This is a genomic window from Paenibacillus sp. GCM10023252 (assembly GCF_042653305.1).
Classification (GTDB): Bacteria; Bacillota; Bacilli; order Paenibacillales; family Paenibacillaceae; genus Pristimantibacillus.
On the sequence record NZ_JBHSHW010000018.1, the window covers coordinates 41,316 to 60,126 of the forward strand.

Here is an 18,811-nt window from a genome sequence, read left to right on the forward strand (position 1 = left end):
GGAATCACTTGGGACTTGCCGTCTACGAATGAGTATAGGTACAACCCAATGACCGTGATGAGTGCTAAGGCGCTGACTATTAGGATGATAATCCATGCTGCTTTTTGCAATGGGAACACCTCCCTCTGAAGATGGACTGCTGCGCTAGTAATCGATGCTTACTAGTTCTAATCAAGCTTAAGTCTAACATATAAGCAGTGACTAACTGAATTCATCTCCGTCATTATGTAATAAAACCTAACACAACCATTGACAGATCCGTACATTCGCCGATATACTACGGTTAAACGTTAGGTTATATGACAGAGTTGACAAGTGGATACCGGTTCTCGTACGCAAGTTGTACTCGAGAACGACAAGTGGTCTAGGGTTCCGTTGACGCCGAGCGCGTCAAGTCTGGTCCGAGAGACGACGTATAGAGGGCTTACACTTCACACACAGCCTGCTATATAACACGGAAGGACAAAAGCCTGGGAGACTTCTCCCCGGCTTTTTGTTATATACAAAAGGCTGCCGCGAGCAGCCAAGGCACAAAAAGAGACGGGAGTGGGGAGAAAATGGGGAACTCAAGCTTGAACACAAACACGTCCAGGAGCATGAGAAGGAGAGAGGCAGTTGGTGTAACCAGAACGATGCAAGCAGGCTTAGTCGATACCGCGAATGGGTATGATGGTGCCAATCATCAGGGCGGCATAGACAGACACGCGCGCCTTGCACAGGAAGCGAGCCGCATAACAAGCAGCGAAGCATGCGTACCGAGCCGCCGCATAACAAGCAGCGAAGCGACCGTACTCGGCCGCAATGGTGCATCAACCATGACCAAGCGCCGCACTGCCACCACCTTCATCGCCATCGCCATGGCCCTCCTGCTGCTGTTCGTCGCAGGATGCGGCAATAACGGTGGCAGCTCAGCTGGCGGCGATTCGGAAGATGCAGTCAAGATCGCACTCAGCCCATGGCCGGGCTGGTACATGTGGTATCTGGCCGAAGAGAAGGGCTTCTTCGAGAAGCATGGCGTGAACGTGAAGCTCGAATTCTTCCCTGTCTATAGCGATTCCCTCCAAGCTCTGGCTACAGGCAAGGTAGATGCTAACTCCCAGACGCTCAGCGACACGCTGGCTCCGATCTCCAAGGGCATTAAGCTGAAGGCGGTGCTCGTGAACGACAACTCGAGCGGCGGCGACGCGATTGTCAGCAAGCCTGACATCCAGTCCATCAAGGATCTGAAGGGCAAGACAGTCGCAACCGAGCTCGGAACGGTAGACCATCTATTGCTGCTCACCGCACTCGCCGAGAATGGCATGAGTGAGAAGGATATCAACTATGTCAATATGACGGTCAATGATGCGGGTCCTGCCTTCATCTCCGGGAACACCGATGCTTCGGTCCTATGGGAGCCATTCCAGACGACAGCGGTGAAGGAAGGCAAGGGCAAGGTGCTCTACTCCTCCAAGGATACCCCGGGCCTCATTCCCGATCTGCTCGTATTCCAAGAGAAGTTCGTTAGCAGCCGTCCCGATGATGTGCAGAAGATTGTCGATGCTTGGTTCGATGCGCTGAAGTACTTCGAAGAGAATGAAGAGGAAGCGATCAAGCTGCTCGCAGAGAAGGCCGAGACGACGCCGGAAGACTTCAAGCTTGGCCTCGAGGGCATTAAGCTGTTCTCTGTGGAGGACAATCTGAACGCCTTCAAGAAGGGTGAAGACTACACCTCGCTTAGCTTCACTGGCGCGAAGACCGCAGAGTTCCTGAAGGGACTGGACATGGTGGATGAGATTAAGGATATCGATGCCATCTTCGACCCGCAATTTGTTACCAAAAACGCAGGGAAGTGATTCGTGAATGAGAACGGCGACGCGTAAGCCATACAAGATGCAAATATTCAAGGAGATCGGCACGAAGCCGTTCGCCATCACAGGAGGACTGTCCTTCCTACTGCTCCTCGCCCTATGGTCCGCACTCAGCTACACGGAAGCGGTCAATCCGCTCTTCCTCCCGAAGCCGCATGAGGTGCTCCGAACGTTCGGAGAGCTGCTCGGCAGTCCAGAGTATTGGGAACATATCGGAATCAGCGTGTTCCGTGTCAGCGCGGGCTTCCTGCTCGCATGCCTAATCGGCATTCCGATCGGCATCTTCGCGGGCACCTTCAAGTACGGAGAAGCGTTCATTGAACCGCCGATGGAATTCATCCGCTATATGCCGGCAGTAGCCTTCATCCCGCTCATCATGGTATGGGCCGGAATCGGCGAGTGGGCGAAGATTCTGCTCATCTTCATCGGCTGCTTCTTCCAGCTCGTGCTGATGGTATCCGATATCACAAGGCGGGTATCGCATGATCTGCTGCATGCGTCCTTCACACTCGGCGCCAGCAGGTGGAAGGCGATTGAGACGGTCCTTATCCCGGCCATCCAACCGCAGCTGATGAACACGCTCCGCCTCATCTTAGGCTGGGCCTGGACGTATCTGGTTGTCGCGGAGCTCGTTGCGGTGAACAGCGGTCTCGGTTATGCCATTATGAAGGCTCAGCGGTTCCTCAATACCGACCAGATCTTCGTAGGGATCATCGTCATCGGACTGCTGGGACTAATAAGCGACCGAATCTTCGCATTCTTGAATCGCAGGTTCTTCCCGTGGGCTTAAGACACGGGCAAGTGAACGGAAGCTACCACAACCTAATGAGGGGAGGCGACTAGCATGCCATCAACAGCTCACAAGGAAGCGATACGCTCGGAAGAAGCTTCATCCACTGCTGCCTATACTCACGCAAGGCCGGCGAGCGGGCGCATCGACATTCGAGACGTGCAGAAGGTGTACACATCCTCCAAGGGACCGGCATTCGAGGCGCTAAGAGACATTAATCTCTCTATTGAGCCGAATGAATTCATTACCATTCTCGGTCCGTCGGGCTGCGGCAAGTCGACTCTGCTGCGAATTGTCGCAGGACTCGAGGATGCCTCTGGCGGCAGTCTCACGGTGGATGGAGAAGAGATCGTGGGACCGGGGGCTGACCGCGGGATGGTTTTCCAAGGGTATACGCTGTTCCCCTGGCTTACCGTTCGTGAGAATATCGAGTATGGTCCTAAGCTGAAGGGCTTCCCTACGCTGGAGAGGAGGGCGATGTCGAATAGGTGGCTGAAGACGATTCGGCTCGAGAAGTTCGACAAGGCGTATCCGAAGCAGCTGTCTGGCGGGATGAAGCAGAGGGTGGCGATTGCCAGGGCGCTCGCGAATCGGCCGAAGGTGCTGCTGATGGATGAACCGTTCGGAGCGCTGGATGCCCAGACGAAGCTCGAGATGCAGGAGATGCTGCTGGAGGTGTGGGAGAAGGAGAAGACGACGGTGCTCTTCATTACCCATGATATTGATGAGGCCATCTTCCTATCTCAACGAATCGTGGTCATGGGTGCCGGCCCGGGACGAATCCTGAAGGAGTTCAAGGTGGAACTGCCGGAAGAGCGTTCGCCCGAGGTGCGGGAGCATCCGGAATTCCTGGCACTTAAGCGTGAACTGGCGAAGCTGCTGAAGCATTAGAGCCTATACGAGGAGGGATTAGGATGAGGATGAGCCGCACAAGTCGGAACGATAATCGAGGAAGGAAGAGAGCCTCTGTACCATCTTGGTTAGCCCTGCTGGCAACCATGCTGCTCTACCGTCATCCCGAGGCTGCGCGAAGCAGCAAGTGGCTTCATCACTCCTAGCTCCAGCTGAACTCATACCCACATATGATAACACCCCGCCCTATTGGGCATCTCTGGGGTGTTTTTTTTATGCCAATATAGGGATAGGAATCGGAAGGATGGGTTCGTCCTCTAGTGGGATAATAAGGGCACGACATCGGATATGAAGGGGCTTCCACCAGAATCTAGAGCGTGCATAAGAATATGGGAGCAGATGAATACTATGGTCAGATTCCGATACCTTCAAGGATCTCTCCTCTTCTTCATACAGCAGCAGGTAGTATCCAGTCGACTGAAAATCTTCTAGGAAAGTGGGGCAACACGAAATGAAAGCAACTGGAATTGTGCGACGCATCGACGATCTCGGGCGGGTGGTCATTCCGAAGGAGATTCGCCGCACACTGCGCATCCGCGAGGGCGACCCGCTCGAAATTTTTGTAGACCGCGACGGAGAGGTTATACTCAAGAAATATTCCCCAATCAGCGAGCTGGGCGACTTCGCGAAGGAGTATGCGGAATCGCTGTTCGAGGGCACCAATCATATTACGATGATAACGGACCGTGATACGATCATTGCCGTGGCGGGCGCTTCGAAAAAAGAGTTCATTGATAAGCCGATCGGTTCCATCCTTGAAACGTGTATGGAAAACCGGAAAACCGTAACCGAAGCTGGCGGTTCGTATGAAATTATTAAGGATGTATCGGAGGCGTACAGCGCATTCGTAGCAGCACCAATCATTGCAGGCGGCGACCCTATCGGTACAGTAGTCCTGCTCAGCAAGGATGACGATATGAAGATGGCCCAGATGGAGATGAAGATGGCGGAGACAGCCGCAGGCTTCCTCGCGAAGCAGATGGAGCAATAAGCCGATCATTACAGAGTGGAATACAACAGCTTCTTCGGGACCAAGAGACTTGGGCGGAGAAGCTTTTTTCCTATTAATTGATTAACACTTATCAAGTTGTTGAATATTAAATTGCCAACTTCGTATTCAATCCGTTCGCCTCCCCGAGCGTCTTGCCTCTGCAATTTACCAAGCCTTTTGACTGTGTTGCTTGAAGGTCATTGGAACTATGCTAATTAAACTATATACAAGTTATTGGTTTTAAAGTATTGTTGTTATTGTTCAGAAAAGTAAACATTTTACTTCATTAAGAAGATTGAGTTGAATCAAATTCTATTTAAAATGGAGATGACAACTAATAATGAAAAGAATGAAAAAACTTTATTGGTCTTTCTCTTTCATTATAATTTTCTGTATTATTTTATTTTTCTTTTTTGGTAATCCGGTGAATTACTATACATTGAGAGGAGAATTTAAAAAATTGTTGGAAGAGAAACACAATCAAGAATTTATTGTTAATAGAATTAGTTTTGATGTTATGCATAGAACCTACCATTCTTATGCAACACCTAAAAGTGAACCAAAATTAAAGTTTTATATTGGTCAAAGTAATGTAACAAAAGAAATTATCGAAGATTATGATTATATAAAAAAAATGAGAATGAATGAGAAAGATAGAATGAGACTATGTGAGATATCCCCCGATTATTGCTAGAATTAAATTTTCTATATTAGAGATGAGAAATGTTATGATGAAAAAATAATTTCAATACTTGTGTTAGTTGTTATAATAACAATTCCTTCTATAAACGTATTTGCTGAAAACGAAAAAATTGACGGAAACCACCTAGGTGAGTTTACCGGCCATTTTGCTTGTTGTTTAAAGTAATAACGGATATCTTCATTCCAACTAGTGAAGATTAAATAACAATTTTTACGTAATTCTAGCAGGATGCCCGCGATACTGTTGGTGATGCACTTGTTGACTTTTCAATCAAAAATATCCTACTAAAGTTGCGCTTGTTTGAAGGCCGAGTAGATAGGTTTTTGCAAAAGTTTGAATAATGCGACAATTAGCCCTCCTCATGCAAAAATGCATGACGAGGGCTGTATGTGTATGTGCGCCGCTGCGGGCTAGCTGTCTTGAAGAGGCAGAGCTTCGAGCGGCGGCGTTCCGCCGGCAAGCCCGACTGCGGCAATCGTATAGACGGTGCTGGGCTCAAGCTTCACGCCGGGCACAGTAAGGACAGCCTTGTTCGAGCCTGTCGGGAATACCTGCAGATCGACGGAGCCCGGAGGCACAGTAAGATAGGCGCCAGCTTCACCGAAGGCAACGTCGCTGTATAGAGTCGGACCATTCTTCACCTTAATATCTACGTTAGGAGCTCCTGGCGCCAGATGAATGAACCGAATCTTCGCCTGCCCCTGAACCGGGGTGACATCGTCCACATACGCATTAAGAGTCAGATTCGCGAGCTTGCCTGCCGCAGCGGCGGTATAGGCTGTTCCCTCCTTGAAGGAGACGGTCTTCGTCAGCACAGCGGTCTGGCTGCCGGCCGGCTTAATCTCGATGCTGTAGCTGCCTGCAGGAATCATTAAGTAGGGAGTGCTGTCCTTGTACTTAATATTCGAAGCGATTAACGTGCCATTGGCATAGACATCGACCGCCGGTGCATCCGGAGAGGCGTGGAGCAGGCGGACGGATGCGTAGGTCGAAGGCGGCATGTTATTCGGATTCGGAGGAGGAGCAGGGTTGGGACTCGGCTGCTCGGTCCGGATATAGGGCGACTGCTGCTCGTAGCCTCCATAATAAGGTTCGTTGTACGGGTTCGCACCGTATGGGGTGTACCCATTCGCACTGCCATATGCGCTGTATCCACCGTTCGTACCATAGCCATACCCATCATATCCGCCATATCCTGAGTAGCCCGCGGAGTTGCTAGGTTCATCCGGCCGCTTCCCTCCGCCCTGTGCGCCAAGCACGTTGTTCGGGAAGGACGGGTTGCCGTTGCCTGAAGCAGGAGAGACCAACGGCCCGTTCGCATTGGGGGATTGTTGGTCGAAGGGATCGCCATACCTCGCCACTTGCTCTGCCAGCCTGCAGAGAGCTTCAACATGCTTACGGCCATAATAATGATGCAGCTCCGGATTCGCACACTTGTAGTAGTCGGCCAATAGTCCGTAGAAGCTTGCTTGCTTCCACAGATATAACGTGACTTCTTCATTAGTCATGAGCGGTACTTGCCTCCTTATGAATGCGATGTTACTACTCTATTCCATGGAAGGGCTGTCTCATGACAATTATTACAATGAACAGTTCCGGGTGGGAGGAGCTGCGGTATAATGGGAGAAGTTCATAGGATTAGGATAGGATAGGGATCGGGCGGTGCTGGCGGTATGAGCAGGATGGGCAAGGATAGGGTAGGGGTAGGGAACGACTGGGACCAGGACCAGGGATTGAACAAGATGAAGAGCGTAGATTCTTCTCGTATAGATAATGGTGAAAAAAACGTCGAAACATCATCATTAGCCATCCAGCCTTGGCTAGGCGGCGCGATGGTGATGGGGGCAGCTGCGCTCATCTCGAAGCTGCTCGGTACCTTGCAGAAGATTCCGCTGCAGAATCTGGCGGGTGACCGCGTATTCGGCATCTATAACACGGTATATCCGTTCTATCAACTGCTGCTAGTCCTTGCGACAGCAGGGCTGCCGACAGCGGTGGCTCTGCTCATGGTCGAGAGGATGGAGGCCGGAGCAGGGGAGTCTGGCACCAGACGCGTGCTGAAGGCGGCGCTCTTGCTGCTGGGAATGACGGGAGCTGCGACTTATGGCTTGGTGTGGGTAAGTGCGAGTCACTTCGGTGATTGGGTAGGGGACCGCGAGACGATTGCTTCCTTCAAGAGCGTAGCTTGGGCGCTGCTAGTCGTCCCTCTCGTTGCTGCAATGAGAGGATACTATCAGGGCTTAGGGAGGATGACCATGTCCGCAGGCTCGCAAGTGGTGGAGCAGGCGGTACGAGTGGCTGTGATGCTGGCTCTGCTAGCTGCAGGATTAGCGAACCACTGGGATGATGCTCGCCTGTCAGCAGGAGCGCTGCTCGGATCAGCAGCGGGTGGCGCTGCAGCGCTGCTGTTGTTCGTGATATATGGTGCGCGGGAGCGGGTGCGGATGCGGCGGGAGCTGCTTACTGCCGAGGGGCGCCTCGATGAGCGCCGCGATGGCATGTTGGGTGAGAGTGTGCGCGGAAGTATCAGCTCACCCGGGCTGGTAACGAAACAAGCACTCTCCTTGCCTCTCCAGCCTTCGACCCTTCCCTCGGGTGTCTCCTGTGAATCTCGTATACCAGCAGCAGTTGGCAGCGGGAGGCGAGACGTATTCAATGAGATGAGGCAGCTGGCTCGGCTGGCACTGCCTATTGCGCTAGGCTCCATAGTGGTGCCCATCGCCGGAGCTGTCGATGCGCTAACGGTGCCTCGTCTGCTGGTGGAGAGCGGGCGAAGCGAGGAGGCTGCCATGTCCGCCTTCGGCATCTACAGCCGCGGGCAGACGCTCATTCAGCTGGTGACCATGGTTGCGGCGGCAGCGGGAGCAGCTCTTGTACCTGGTCTTGCCGCGGCCAGATCGAAGGGAGAGCTGCTGGCAGCGAAGGAACGGGCTGCCTGGGCGATGAATGCAGCTTGGGCGCTTGGTGCAGCTGCGAGCTTAGGCCTTGTATTGTTGGCCGAGCCCATTAATATCATGCTGTATGCCAATGCCAGCGGCACCATGGTTATGGCTATCGTGGGGGCCACCGCCCTTGCCGGCGCGGTGAGTGCAGTAGCCGCGCCGCTCCTGCAGGGGCTTGGCGCCGTACGCATCCCGGCGGTACTCTTGCTCGTCGCCGCGCTGCTCAAGGGCGCGCTGAACGCGGCGCTCGTGCCGGCCTACGGCATCGCCGGCGCGGCTTGGGGCGGCTTCGCCGCCCTGACGGCGGCCGCCTTGCTGGGCGCGGCCGCCGTCCGGCGCGCTGCCGCTGCTGGCGCGCCTTCCATGCCCGGGGCCGCCGCTGGGCTTCGCCGGCGGGCCGCGGGCACGGTCCTCGCGCTCGCGGTCATGGCCGCGGCGCTCGTCCTGGCCGAGCGAGCGCTGGGACCTGCGCTCGCCGGCTGGCTGCCGCCGCGGGCGGCAGCCACGGCGCTCGCGCTGACGGGCGTAGCCGTCGGCGCTGGCGCCTATGGCGCCGCGATGCTCCGCAGCGGCGCTGTCCGCGCGCGCGAGCTCGCGCGGGTTCCGGGCGGCGCGAGGCTGGCCGCCCGCTTGCGCCGGTGGCGCGTGCTGCCGCCGGCTTCGCGCGGCGAATAATTGACGAGGACAATAAGGTGCACAAGTGCACTAGGTTAACGTCAATCTAGGTTCGAGGAGCGTGATAAGGTGCACAAGTGCACCAGGTTGTCGTCGAGTGTGGAGCAAACAGGGTTATCTTATAAGAAATGAGAAGTGATTTATGGAAGCACACGTCGTTACTTGCTCAAGTGTAGGTGTATATGCTCACGCGCTAACAAGAGGGAAACCTTATGAAGTCTTAAAAATTGATGATTATAAATATAGAATCACTGGTGATCACGGAAAAAGAGTGTGGATCCACAGGGGTCATTTTATGGAAGGAACGGTTCCGATTCCATCTCTAGTGCGTTGGCAATTCGATGATGATGTTGATGATAAGCTTGATTTTATTGACATCAGTATGGAGTTTTCTGATGGAAGCAAACGTTGGTCGATGGTAACTACACCAGAAAAATTATTAAAATATTTCGCTTATCCTGATAAAGTAGGATTTCACCTAGAGAACCTTATTAATATGAAAACACTAGATCAGCCTGTTGTGGATGAGATATTAAGAGAATTAGAACAAAATGATGAGTTAAACAAGGCTAGTAAACCATTAGAATGTTATCCGGAAGATGGCTTCGTAAGCAGCCCCTAATTATATAATCTTTTTTATTTCTAATAAGGGAGCTAGCCATGAAAAGAATAAACAACATAGAAACTAAACTCTCGCACAGATTCAACGAGAATGACCACGAACGATTGAGTAATAAAAATATAAAGTTTGCTGACATAATGATTGACGGAGAATCCCTGTACCATAAATTAAAGAAGTATGACATGATACCTGCTTTGGGCTGGGGAAGTTTAGAACAACAGAGTTTAACGCTGGAATATCTCTTATTCAAGAAGCCATTCGAGCTTACGTATCATAGGTATCCCATTCTAATCTGCCCTGAGTGTGGGGACCTAGAATGTGGGTTTCTATCCGTAAGTATAGATTTGGAAGATGACATCGTGACTTGGAGTAATTTTATGCTAGAACACGATAATGTTTTAATTGATTTAGGTCCTTATTATTTTCATTGGGATGACTATCGGAGAGCAATTAAAAAATACCATTAGTATAGCTCGACTCAATACTGAAAAGCTTAATTAAATGGTTTTCGAATAGGAGAATAACGTGATGAGAAGAATCTATTACATCTACGGTCTGTGGCTAATCGGTGCAATAATATGGCTGTATTTTGGCGAGGTTGTACTGAATTATTATGAAAAAAATAGGAACATGACCTTCAATTCAAACCCATACATTATGGCTTCAAGTCTAGTTAATTTTATTGACGGTTTATATTTCGGGAGTTTAATTATGATAGGCAGGAGATCCTCATTTAACAAGCCACTATTATTAGCTGTAACATTGCCTGCTATTTTGCTTAGCTTATTAGGGGCATTTCAGCTTGTTATCGTTCTTCCCGGATTAGATTTGTTGTATGACAATTCATCATATCTATTGAAAATCTCTGGCTTTTCACTAGTATTAGCATTCTATACAGGCAAGGTGAATCCCACATGAAAAAAGCATCGTTGCCAAGTAGATTTTTTGCAAGTCTCATCGATGTTTATATCATCGTATCCGCCATCATTATTTTAACGTTTATAGTTATGAACGGGATGGATGAGGCTACTCTCCTATCCACGATAATTGTAGTCATTATCATGATATCAGGAGTATCAGCCCTAGTCTTCAAGGATGTGTTGGGCGGGAGGAGTATAGGGAAGCGAATCTTCAACTTAGGTGTTAGAGGGCTGGATGGATCCATACCATCAACCAAGAAGCTAATCTCTCGCAATAGAGCCTCTTTCTTTTGGCCCAGAGATGTTTATCAGCTTCTACTAGGTAAGGATAAGCGAAGACAAGGGGATATAAATCATGCGCTGGAAGTATATCAACTAGGCAGTGCAGGAACTAAGACAAGTCGTGCGCTTAGAATTATTCTCTCTATAAGCTTGATTGTGATCGTAATGGTGGGTGGCTTTACTACGATGATCAAACAAAATGCATCATACAAGACGGCAATAGTCTATATTGCGAACGATAAAGCCGTGCAAGAAGTCATTGGCGAGCCAATCCGATTCGGCTTCTTCCCGCAAACAAGCATAAGCATGAGTAATGGATACGGTGAAGCAACCTTCCGATTGAAGGCCACTGGAGATAAAGATAGTGTCATCATATATATCATGTTACATAAGGAACCGAATAAGAAATGGGTAGTCAAAACGATGAATTACCATTAACTAACCCAGAGATTTTCACTCCATTTCCGCGAGGAATAACAGGCCGCTCCGCACCCCGCCCTGCCCTGTAAACTTTATTTTCACCCCAGGATGCAGTAAGATGGTGTCTGTACCCAGTCGCCATGGCTGAAGTACAAGCCATCCGAATGGAGGACCCGCCGTGTCTGAAGGAGTAGCAGGTACTATGATTGTTGTCGGCCTTGGGACAGGTGATCCCGACCAGCTGACGCTAGGCGTATGGCGCAGGCTGCAAGCCGCTGAGCATGTGTTCGTGCGCACCGAGCACCATCCTATGATGTCTCTGCTAAGAGACGAAGGAATCACCTATCAGTCATTCGACTACATATATGAGGAGCAAGAGTCCTTCCCTGATGTATACGCCGCAATCGCGGACGAGCTGACGGCGAGGTCGCTGCAAGCGGGACCGTCCCAGACGATCCTGTATGCTGTGCCGGGACATCCGATGGTCGCAGAGCGAACGGTTCAACTGCTCCGGGAACAATGCGCAGCACGGCATATCTCCCTGACCATACTTGGCGGCGAGAGCTTCCTCGATCAAGCATTCACCAGGCTCGGGTTCGACCCGATTGAGGGCTTCGCCCTCCTGGATGCAGCTGAGCTGAAGGCTTCCATCCTGCAGCCGCGGCTGCACACGATTATTGGCCAAGTGTACGATACCTTCACTGCTTCGGATGTGAAGCTGGCGCTCATGGAGCGATATCCCGATGACTTCGAGGTTGTCGTGTGCCATGCCCTCGGCGTAGCTGGCGAAGAGCAGATGGTGAAGGTTCCGCTCTATGAGCTGGATCGCACACCTGGTATCGGGAATCTCACGCTGATCTGGGTACCTCGTTCGGATGACGACAAGGTGCTGGGCCGTTCCTTCGACCGTCTGCATGAGATTGTCTCGATTCTGCGCAGCCCTGAGGGCTGTCCATGGGATCAAGAGCAGACTCATCAATCGCTTCGCGTCAACTTCATTGAAGAGCTGTACGAAGCGCTCGAGGCTATCGACAATGATGATCCTGATGGGATGTGCGAGGAGTTCGGAGACGTCCTGCTCCAAGTGATGCTCCATAGCCAGATGGAGGAAGAGACGGGAGCGTTCTCCGTCTATGATGTCATTGAGGGGCTGAATGAGAAGCTGATCTTCCGCCACCCGCATGTGTTCGGAGAGCGTGCAGCGGGTAATTCAGGTGAAGCGCTGGCGAATTGGGAGCAGATGAAGGCGGAGGAGAAGAAGCGGAAGGGCAGAGATCAGGACAGGACATCCGTCCTCGATGGAATCCCTGGTGACTTGCCTGCGCTCATGAAGGCATATAAGCTGCAGAAGAAGGCTTCGAAGGTTGGCTTCGATTGGGGCGAGCTGGAGCCAGTGCTCGCTAAGATTGCGGAGGAGCTGGACGAGCTGCGCGAGGCGATCCAGATCTCGGATGAACAGGATCAGGCGGGTGAACTCGGAGACTTGCTCTTCGCTGTAGTCAATGCAGCTAGATTCATTCATGCGGATCCGGAGGAGGCCTTGTCCCGTACGAACAAGAAGTTCAAGGACCGATTCTCTTATATCGAAGACCAGCTTCGTATAAGCGGGCGAACATTTGACCAGACTGACTTAACAGAAATGGATCGATGGTGGGAAGAGGCTAAGACCCGTTCATAGACTAGATTCGCCATATTTCGCCGTCATTCCGCATCTTTCGTAAAAAAATTTCACCTAACAGCAGGAATTAATGAAGCGAGAGCAGAAGTAGTATCCTTCGGCAAAGTTCATGACCTAAGGTACGGCGCGGTACTCGCGATATTCGTTCCGAAAGCTCATCAAAAAAATCGATGTTATCTAAAATTAGGAGGCAACAATAATGAACAAAACAGACCTGATCAACAACATTGCAGAAAAAAGCGGCTTGACTAAGCGTGACGTAGAATCCGTACTGAACGGCTTCCTTGGCGAAGTAACAGACGCTCTAGCTGGCGGCGACAAAGTACAACTCATCGGCTTCGGTACATTCGAGACTCGCAAGCGCTCCGGTCGTGTAGGCCGCAACCCGCAGACTGGTAAGGAAATCACGATTCCTGAGTCCAAGGTTCCTGCATTCAAAGCCGGCAACAAACTAAAAGAAGCTATTAAGTAGTCTCATGAGACTCGATAAATTCCTCAAAGTGTCACGTCTAATCAAGCGGCGCACCGTCGCTAAGGACGTATCCGAGCAAGGACGCGTCTGGATTAACGGCCGTGAAGCGAAGGCGAGCAGCGCGGTCAAGGCCGGTGACGAGCTCCAGATTCAATACGGTCAGAAGATCGTGACGGTGCGCGTTGAGCGCATCGCCGAGACGACGCGTAAGGATGAAGCTAGCGAATTGTACACTTTGCTGAGAGAAGAACAACGCCAACCCGAGGGTGACCTCGGCTGGTAAGCAGATAAGGGCTGTCCGAAGGGTTTTTAATCCTGAGGACGGCCCTTTTTTTATTATGACGTGTTCAGAGGCACGGTGTTCTGAAGAATAGGGGATTTCAATTGATGAACGTGAACAACTTCCATATATGATTCATTTTCGTTGGAAAATGATAGATTTCGTTGCTCCGTGAGGAAGAAAAATATTCGCTGCGGCGCTATAGTGACTGTGCACACTTATTCCGGTTGTGAATTCATACATAGTCGTGAGGAGGTGAAGGGAGCGGGAGGACAAGCGGAAAGTGTGTAAGAGGAATTGTAGGCGCTCTTATGAAAACAAACTATTATTCTGAAGGAGGATATGTCATGTCGGTATGGAGTATAACGCGCAATAAGGGCAAGCTCGCCCTGCTGTTGGTATTCGCTCTGTTGCTTGCGCTGCTTCAAGGCGTCGGAGGTTCGAGAGAGGCGTATGCGGCAGCGGAGCGGTTCGAAGCCGAGAACACCAACAAAGCGAACGTAACCACGTCCAGCACTAATTCGGGGTACTCCGGAACGGGCTATGTAACGGGCTTCACGAGCGAGTGGTCGCAGATCAGCTTCGATAAGTCGATGTCCTCCAGCTCCTCGGTTACACTGGAGATCCGATACGCCAATGCAACCGGCGGTACGGTAACGAACCTTGCCCTGTATGTGGGCAGTACGAAGATCAAGCAGCTGAGCCTTCCCCAGACGTCTTCCTGGACGACATGGGCGACGCTGACGGAGACGTTCACTGTCCCGGCCGGCTATCAATCAATCAAGATCAAGAGCGAATCGAACGTCGCGTCGTCCGCGAACGTCGATTACTTGGACCTGACGATCGGCACGTCCCCGACACCAACGCCAACGCCAACACCAACGCCAACACCAACGCCGACGTCGACCCCGACAGCAACACCAACCCCAACACCGACGTCAACCCCAACCCCAACACCGACGCCAACGCCGACGCCGACGCCTCCACCGTCGGGAACGTCGTTGTATGAAGCTGAGAACGCGACGCTATCCGGCGGTGCCGCGGCGAGCTCCATGTACCAGAACTATTCGGGCACGGGCTATGCCGAAGGCTTCGCGTATAATTCCTCCGCTAGAGCGGACTTTGCAGTTAATGTTACGTCTGCAGGCAGCCGGGCGATCAAGATTCGCTACGCTGCAGGCGGCGGTGCCGCCTCGGGCCAGGATCTGTATGTGAACGGAGCGAAGGTGAAGACGCTTAGCCTGTCAAGCACGGGAAGCTGGTCCACATGGGCGGACCTGAACGAGACGGTAACGCTGAACAGCGGCGTCAACACGATCTCCATCCGGAGCAACGCGAACACCGGTTCAATCGCCAACCTGGATTATATCTATGTAACGCCGGATGCGCCGGGCTCCTTCACGCAGAACGCTCCCGCAAGCGGAGCAACCGGGGTCGCCCTTAAGCCGAACTTCGTATGGGGAGCCTCGGCCGGGGCGGTTACCTACAACCTGGTGGTATCCGTTAACTCGAACTATTCCAGTCCTGCGATCAACCTCACCGGCATCTCCGGAACGAGCTATCAGCCTGCCGTCAATCTGGCCGGCAGCACGAATTATTATTGGAGAGTAACGGCGGTCAACAGCGTCGGCACACAGATTGCAACCAATGCCGGCATCTCCTTCACGACGGCGGCAGCGCCGACGCCAACGCCGACGCCAACGCCTCCGCCAGGCGCGACCAACTATTATGTGTCGCTCGGCGGCAGCAACACGACGGGTAACGGTAGTTCGGCGAACCCGTGGCGCACCATTGCTTATGCCGCATCGCAGGTAGCGGCAGATGCAGGCCACACGATCAACGTCGCAGCGGGTACGTTCGTCGAATCGCAGGCGATTCGACTGCCGCTCGGCGTCAACCTGAAGGGCGCAGGTAAGACTTCGACGATCATCACGGCTAATGCAGCCATTCCTTCCAACACGGCTGGTTGGGATTCCAGTAATCCGGATTGGAAGCTGATCTATGAAGGAAGCCTGATCCAGCTGTTCTCTCCGGGCTACTCCGGATCGAATCCGCGCTACGGCGATCCTGCCAACATGCTGAACTCAGCGAACGGCAATCAGACGCTAAGCGGGTTCACACTGGACGGCAATGCGAAGACGGTGAAGGCCGGCGTCTGGGTTGAGAATCGGAATAATGTGACCATGCACGATGTGGACATTAAGAACTTCCAGCAGCGTGGCGCGGTATTCGGACGCAGCGATATGTGGTGGTATATTCCATTGCCTGAAGGCAAGTGGATGAACAATACCAAGATCTACAATGTGAACTTCACGAACAACGGCGCACAGCTGGGCAGCGAGACGCTGGGCAACCTGAATATCGCCGGCCTCGACGGCGCGGATATCTACAACATCACAGTTAACGATACGGTCGGATACGGCATCAAGTTCATCTTCGTCGGCCACTTCCGGAATGTTAAGATTCACGATGCGGACATTACCGTGAGCGAGAGCGATCCAGCCTGGGGGGAGAAGATCTCCATCGAGCTCTGGAATCTCAGCTACGGCAATGAGGTATACAATGTGAACACCAATACATGGATGTCCTTCGTCAACCACGCGGATGTGAACGACGACTATCTGCCAAGCGGTACGGACGCGAACAACTTGAAGGTCTACAACGTCATCATGATCGACCAGGACGGCAGCAGCGGCAAGGAAGCGTTCGAGGCTGCATTGTCCGGCGTTCAGATCTATAACAACTATGTTCAGGACAAAGGCTTCGGCATCGCGATCTGGTGGGGAGCCGGAAGCTACACACTCAAGAACTTTATTATCCGCAACAACATCTTCGCCAACGTGAACCGCACGCCGGGCTTCGGCTTCGGCAACAGCTCGGCGGTCTTCGTGCCGGATACGGCCTCGAACATCAAGATCTACAACAACATATTCGACCGGATGGGCAATGGCCTGCAGTTCAACAGTGCTTCCAACGTGGAAGTCCGCAACAACGTCTTCCTGAACACAGAAGGCGCTGATGTGGAAGGTGCGGGCGTGACGGCATTCACGAACAACCTGAAGTATCATACGAACAGCCAGAAAGCCGACTTCGTGCTGAACGGCAGCTCGCTGGGCGCGGGCAACATCAAGGGTCTCCCTGGCTTCAACAACACGGGAAGCCGATGGGATTCGTACTACAAGCCTGCTTCGTCCACCAGCTTCGTCGTCAACAAGGGGATTAACGTAGGGCAGCCTTATAACGGTACCGCACCCGATATCGGGCGCTGGGAGTATTAATCGAATCACTATTTCCATAGCAGCTTAACCACACGACCCGCTGTCTCTCAGGAGGCAGTGGGTTTGTGATGGTTGCAACATTCCCCCGCCCTTCCACGTATCCTCTTATAGCTCTTCTACCTATGAATGACTTATTGGAGGATCGAATCCATGAACGTAAGGCAATCAACCCATAATAAGCGACCTGTATTACACGCCCTGCAGCAGCTCTTGCGCTTCGCCCGCGAGCAAGCCCTCGCCTGCATCTTCCCTGTCATGATCTTCTTGACGCTTGCCGTATCCAAGTACATCGACAATCCCTACTTGCCCCGCTACGACTTCATTCTGCTCATCTGCATCTTGGCTCAGGCAGGCATGCTTCTCACCAAGCTGGAGACGTTGGATGAGCTTAAGGTCATCTGCCTGTTCCATGTCATCGGTCTCATGCTGGAGCTGTTCAAGGTCCATATGGGATCATGGTCTTATCCGGAGGCAGGCTGGTCCAAGCTGCTCGGCGTTCCGCTCTACAGCGGCTTCATGTATGCGAGCGTGGCGAGCTATATCTGCCAGTCTTGGCGGCGGATGCGGCTTAACATTACCGGGTGGCCGGCGCCTTGGCTAACGGTATCGATCAGCGCAGCGATTTACTTGAATTTTTTCACCCACCACTATGTCTGGGACTTCCGCTGGCTGCTAACCGTGCTGCTGTTCCTCGTCTTCTACCGCACACAGGTTCACTTCCAAGTCGGCCTTCACATGTACCGCATGCCTATGGTGCTGTCCTTCCTGCTCATCGGGTTCTTCATCTGGATTGCGGAGAATATCTCGACCTTCCTGGGCGCGTGGACGTATCCGGATCAAGAGCAGCAATGGCAGCTCGTCCATCTCAGCAAGATCAGCTCCTGGTTCCTGCTCGTCGTCATCTCGGTCATTATTGTAGCGCAGCTTAAGAGGGTGAAGACTCAATATTATTAGGTGGTAAAAGAAGGATATATTCAATAAAAAGCGAATATACATTCGTATAAGCATCAACATCTATAAGCTCATACCTAATTCATGCGGCTCAAATAAAGGAGGAGACGATCTTGACGAGAGACATCACGAACAACAGGAACGAATCATTAAGGGAAGGACGGGTGCTGCTATCCCGATCCCTGCTCATCGAGAATCGAATCGGCAGTGTATTCGTACACGTCAGTGAGCTAAGAAGCTCAGCCGAATGGTATGCTCGTCTATTGAATGTGGAGGTTCAGGAACAGAGGCTGGTTGGCGGAGGACCTGTCTATTGGTTCGAGCTCGAGGGGACGGGCATCATCCTCGACTCTAATCGGGAGAATCGCCTGGACCCTGCATGGCGGGAAGAGATGAAGCCCCGGTTCATGTTCGCAGCAAGTGATATCGATGAGGCTTATGCTTATACCAATAGACGGGCTGAGGTGTATGGTGAGACTCAGGATCATGGTAGCATGGCGTACTTCACATTCCGTGACCCGGACGGCAACGCCCTTATGGCTTGCTGGACCAAGGAGGGCCAGTTGACTGTTGACCCAACAAGGGGCGATGTGACGAGCTCGATACAGCCTAAGGTTACAGGGGTGTTCCTCGATGTGAAGAACGCAGCGGAAGCTGCTCGCTGGTATACAGACCTGCTGGGCATCCCGCTGCAGGAGGAGTCAGATCGAACAAGCGGATCCGTCTATCGACTGCCGGTCATTAGCGGCGCTGTCCTCTTGCTTGATGCGAATCGCAGCAGGAGCGGAGAGGATTACAGCATTCTGTTCATGCTGGGTACCAACGATATCGAGGAAGCCTACACTTACGTGCAGCAGCAGGGGATAGACGTGTTCACCGGAATTGAGAGACACGGGGAGATGGCGTTCTTCACCGTAGTAGATCCAGATGGCAATGTCATTATGATCTGTGAGGAGAGGCCTTGGCTTTTTTTTACACCGGGGATAGAGGATATGGGTGGGGGCAGAGCGAATTCTAATTCACCCATACCTTAGTCCTCATGCAG

18 protein-coding genes and 1 riboswitch are annotated in these 18,811 nt (G+C 52.2%); of the genes, 17 read left to right on the plus strand and 1 reads right to left on the minus strand.

All coding sequences use genetic code 11. The annotated features are described in order from the left end of the window. Positions 1–353 precede the first annotated feature (353 nt). A riboswitch (guanidine-I (ykkC/yxkD leader) is annotated at positions 354–479 on the plus strand. A 117-nt stretch (positions 480–596) separates the two neighbouring features. From ACFO9Q_RS10420 to ACFO9Q_RS10445, 6 genes are all read left to right on the plus strand, one after another. Then, on the plus strand, positions 597–1,835 hold the full coding sequence (locus tag ACFO9Q_RS10420) for an ABC transporter substrate-binding protein (RefSeq protein ID WP_379181537.1): 1,239 nt from the start codon (positions 597–599) through the stop codon (positions 1,833–1,835). Positions 1,836–1,842: 7 nt separating this feature from the next. After that, entirely contained in the window at positions 1,843–2,640 is a 798-nt protein-coding gene (locus tag ACFO9Q_RS10425; RefSeq protein ID WP_379181539.1) for an ABC transporter permease, read from the plus strand. Between the two features lie 54 nt (positions 2,641–2,694). Further along, entirely contained in the window at positions 2,695–3,531 is an 837-nt protein-coding gene (locus ACFO9Q_RS10430; RefSeq protein WP_379181541.1) for an ABC transporter ATP-binding protein, read from the plus strand. Positions 3,532–3,554: 23 nt separating this feature from the next. Then, positions 3,555–3,698, plus strand: coding sequence for a hypothetical protein (locus tag ACFO9Q_RS10435; protein WP_379181543.1), 144 nt, complete (start codon positions 3,555–3,557; stop codon positions 3,696–3,698). A gap of 305 nt (positions 3,699–4,003) precedes the next feature. Further along, a complete protein-coding gene (gene spoVT, locus ACFO9Q_RS10440) occupies positions 4,004–4,543 on the plus strand; it encodes a stage V sporulation protein T (RefSeq protein ID WP_379181545.1) in 540 nt (179 codons plus the stop codon). A 340-nt stretch (positions 4,544–4,883) separates the two neighbouring features. Then, entirely contained in the window at positions 4,884–5,237 is a 354-nt protein-coding gene (locus ACFO9Q_RS10445) for a hypothetical protein (protein ID WP_379181547.1), read from the plus strand. 419 nt (positions 5,238–5,656) lie between these two features. Here the strand turns inward: ACFO9Q_RS10445 and ACFO9Q_RS10450 are convergent, their stop codons facing one another. After that, positions 5,657–6,754 (minus strand): DUF4397 domain-containing protein, encoded by a 1,098-nt coding sequence (locus ACFO9Q_RS10450; protein ID WP_379181549.1) that lies wholly within the window; start codon positions 6,752–6,754, stop codon positions 5,657–5,659. 174 nt (positions 6,755–6,928) lie between these two features. Between ACFO9Q_RS10450 and ACFO9Q_RS10455 the strand changes: the two genes are divergently transcribed. The 11 genes from ACFO9Q_RS10455 (at position 6,929) to ACFO9Q_RS10505 (ending at position 18,800) form a co-directional block, all read left to right on the plus strand. Beyond that, complete coding sequence (locus tag ACFO9Q_RS10455; protein WP_379181551.1) at positions 6,929–8,863, plus strand: oligosaccharide flippase family protein; 1,935 nt, start codon at positions 6,929–6,931, stop codon at positions 8,861–8,863. Positions 8,864–9,005: 142 nt separating this feature from the next. After that, entirely contained in the window at positions 9,006–9,485 is a 480-nt protein-coding gene (locus ACFO9Q_RS10460; RefSeq protein ID WP_379181554.1) for a hypothetical protein, read from the plus strand. A gap of 38 nt (positions 9,486–9,523) precedes the next feature. Further along, complete coding sequence (locus ACFO9Q_RS10465) at positions 9,524–9,952, plus strand: oxidoreductase (protein WP_379181556.1); 429 nt, start codon at positions 9,524–9,526, stop codon at positions 9,950–9,952. A gap of 61 nt (positions 9,953–10,013) precedes the next feature. Continuing rightward, on the plus strand, positions 10,014–10,403 hold the full coding sequence (locus tag ACFO9Q_RS10470; protein WP_379181558.1) for a hypothetical protein: 390 nt from the start codon (positions 10,014–10,016) through the stop codon (positions 10,401–10,403). After that, positions 10,400–11,125: an RDD family protein gene (locus ACFO9Q_RS10475; protein ID WP_379181560.1), complete on the plus strand. Its 726-nt coding sequence runs from the start codon at positions 10,400–10,402 to the stop codon at positions 11,123–11,125. Before ACFO9Q_RS10470 ends, ACFO9Q_RS10475 begins: the two co-directional genes overlap by 4 nt. Before the next feature lie 184 nt (positions 11,126–11,309). Next, positions 11,310–12,785, plus strand: coding sequence for a nucleoside triphosphate pyrophosphohydrolase (mazG, locus tag ACFO9Q_RS10480; RefSeq protein ID WP_379181653.1), 1,476 nt, complete (start codon positions 11,310–11,312; stop codon positions 12,783–12,785). A gap of 199 nt (positions 12,786–12,984) precedes the next feature. After that, the gene (locus ACFO9Q_RS10485; RefSeq protein WP_379181562.1) at positions 12,985–13,257 is read left to right on the plus strand and encodes an HU family DNA-binding protein; all 273 of its coding nucleotides are present in this window, start codon (positions 12,985–12,987) and stop codon (positions 13,255–13,257) included. Positions 13,258–13,261: 4 nt separating this feature from the next. Next, positions 13,262–13,540 (plus strand): RNA-binding S4 domain-containing protein, encoded by a 279-nt coding sequence (locus ACFO9Q_RS10490; RefSeq protein WP_379181564.1) that lies wholly within the window; start codon positions 13,262–13,264, stop codon positions 13,538–13,540. Positions 13,541–13,884: 344 nt separating this feature from the next. Continuing rightward, a complete protein-coding gene (locus ACFO9Q_RS10495) occupies positions 13,885–16,815 on the plus strand; it encodes a carbohydrate-binding protein (RefSeq protein ID WP_379181566.1) in 2,931 nt (976 codons plus the stop codon). A gap of 150 nt (positions 16,816–16,965) precedes the next feature. Then, the gene (locus ACFO9Q_RS10500; RefSeq protein ID WP_379181568.1) at positions 16,966–17,769 is read left to right on the plus strand and encodes a DUF817 domain-containing protein; all 804 of its coding nucleotides are present in this window, start codon (positions 16,966–16,968) and stop codon (positions 17,767–17,769) included. A gap of 110 nt (positions 17,770–17,879) precedes the next feature. Continuing rightward, on the plus strand, positions 17,880–18,800 hold the full coding sequence (locus ACFO9Q_RS10505) for a VOC family protein (protein WP_379181571.1): 921 nt from the start codon (positions 17,880–17,882) through the stop codon (positions 18,798–18,800). Positions 18,801–18,811: the final 11 nt, after the last annotated feature.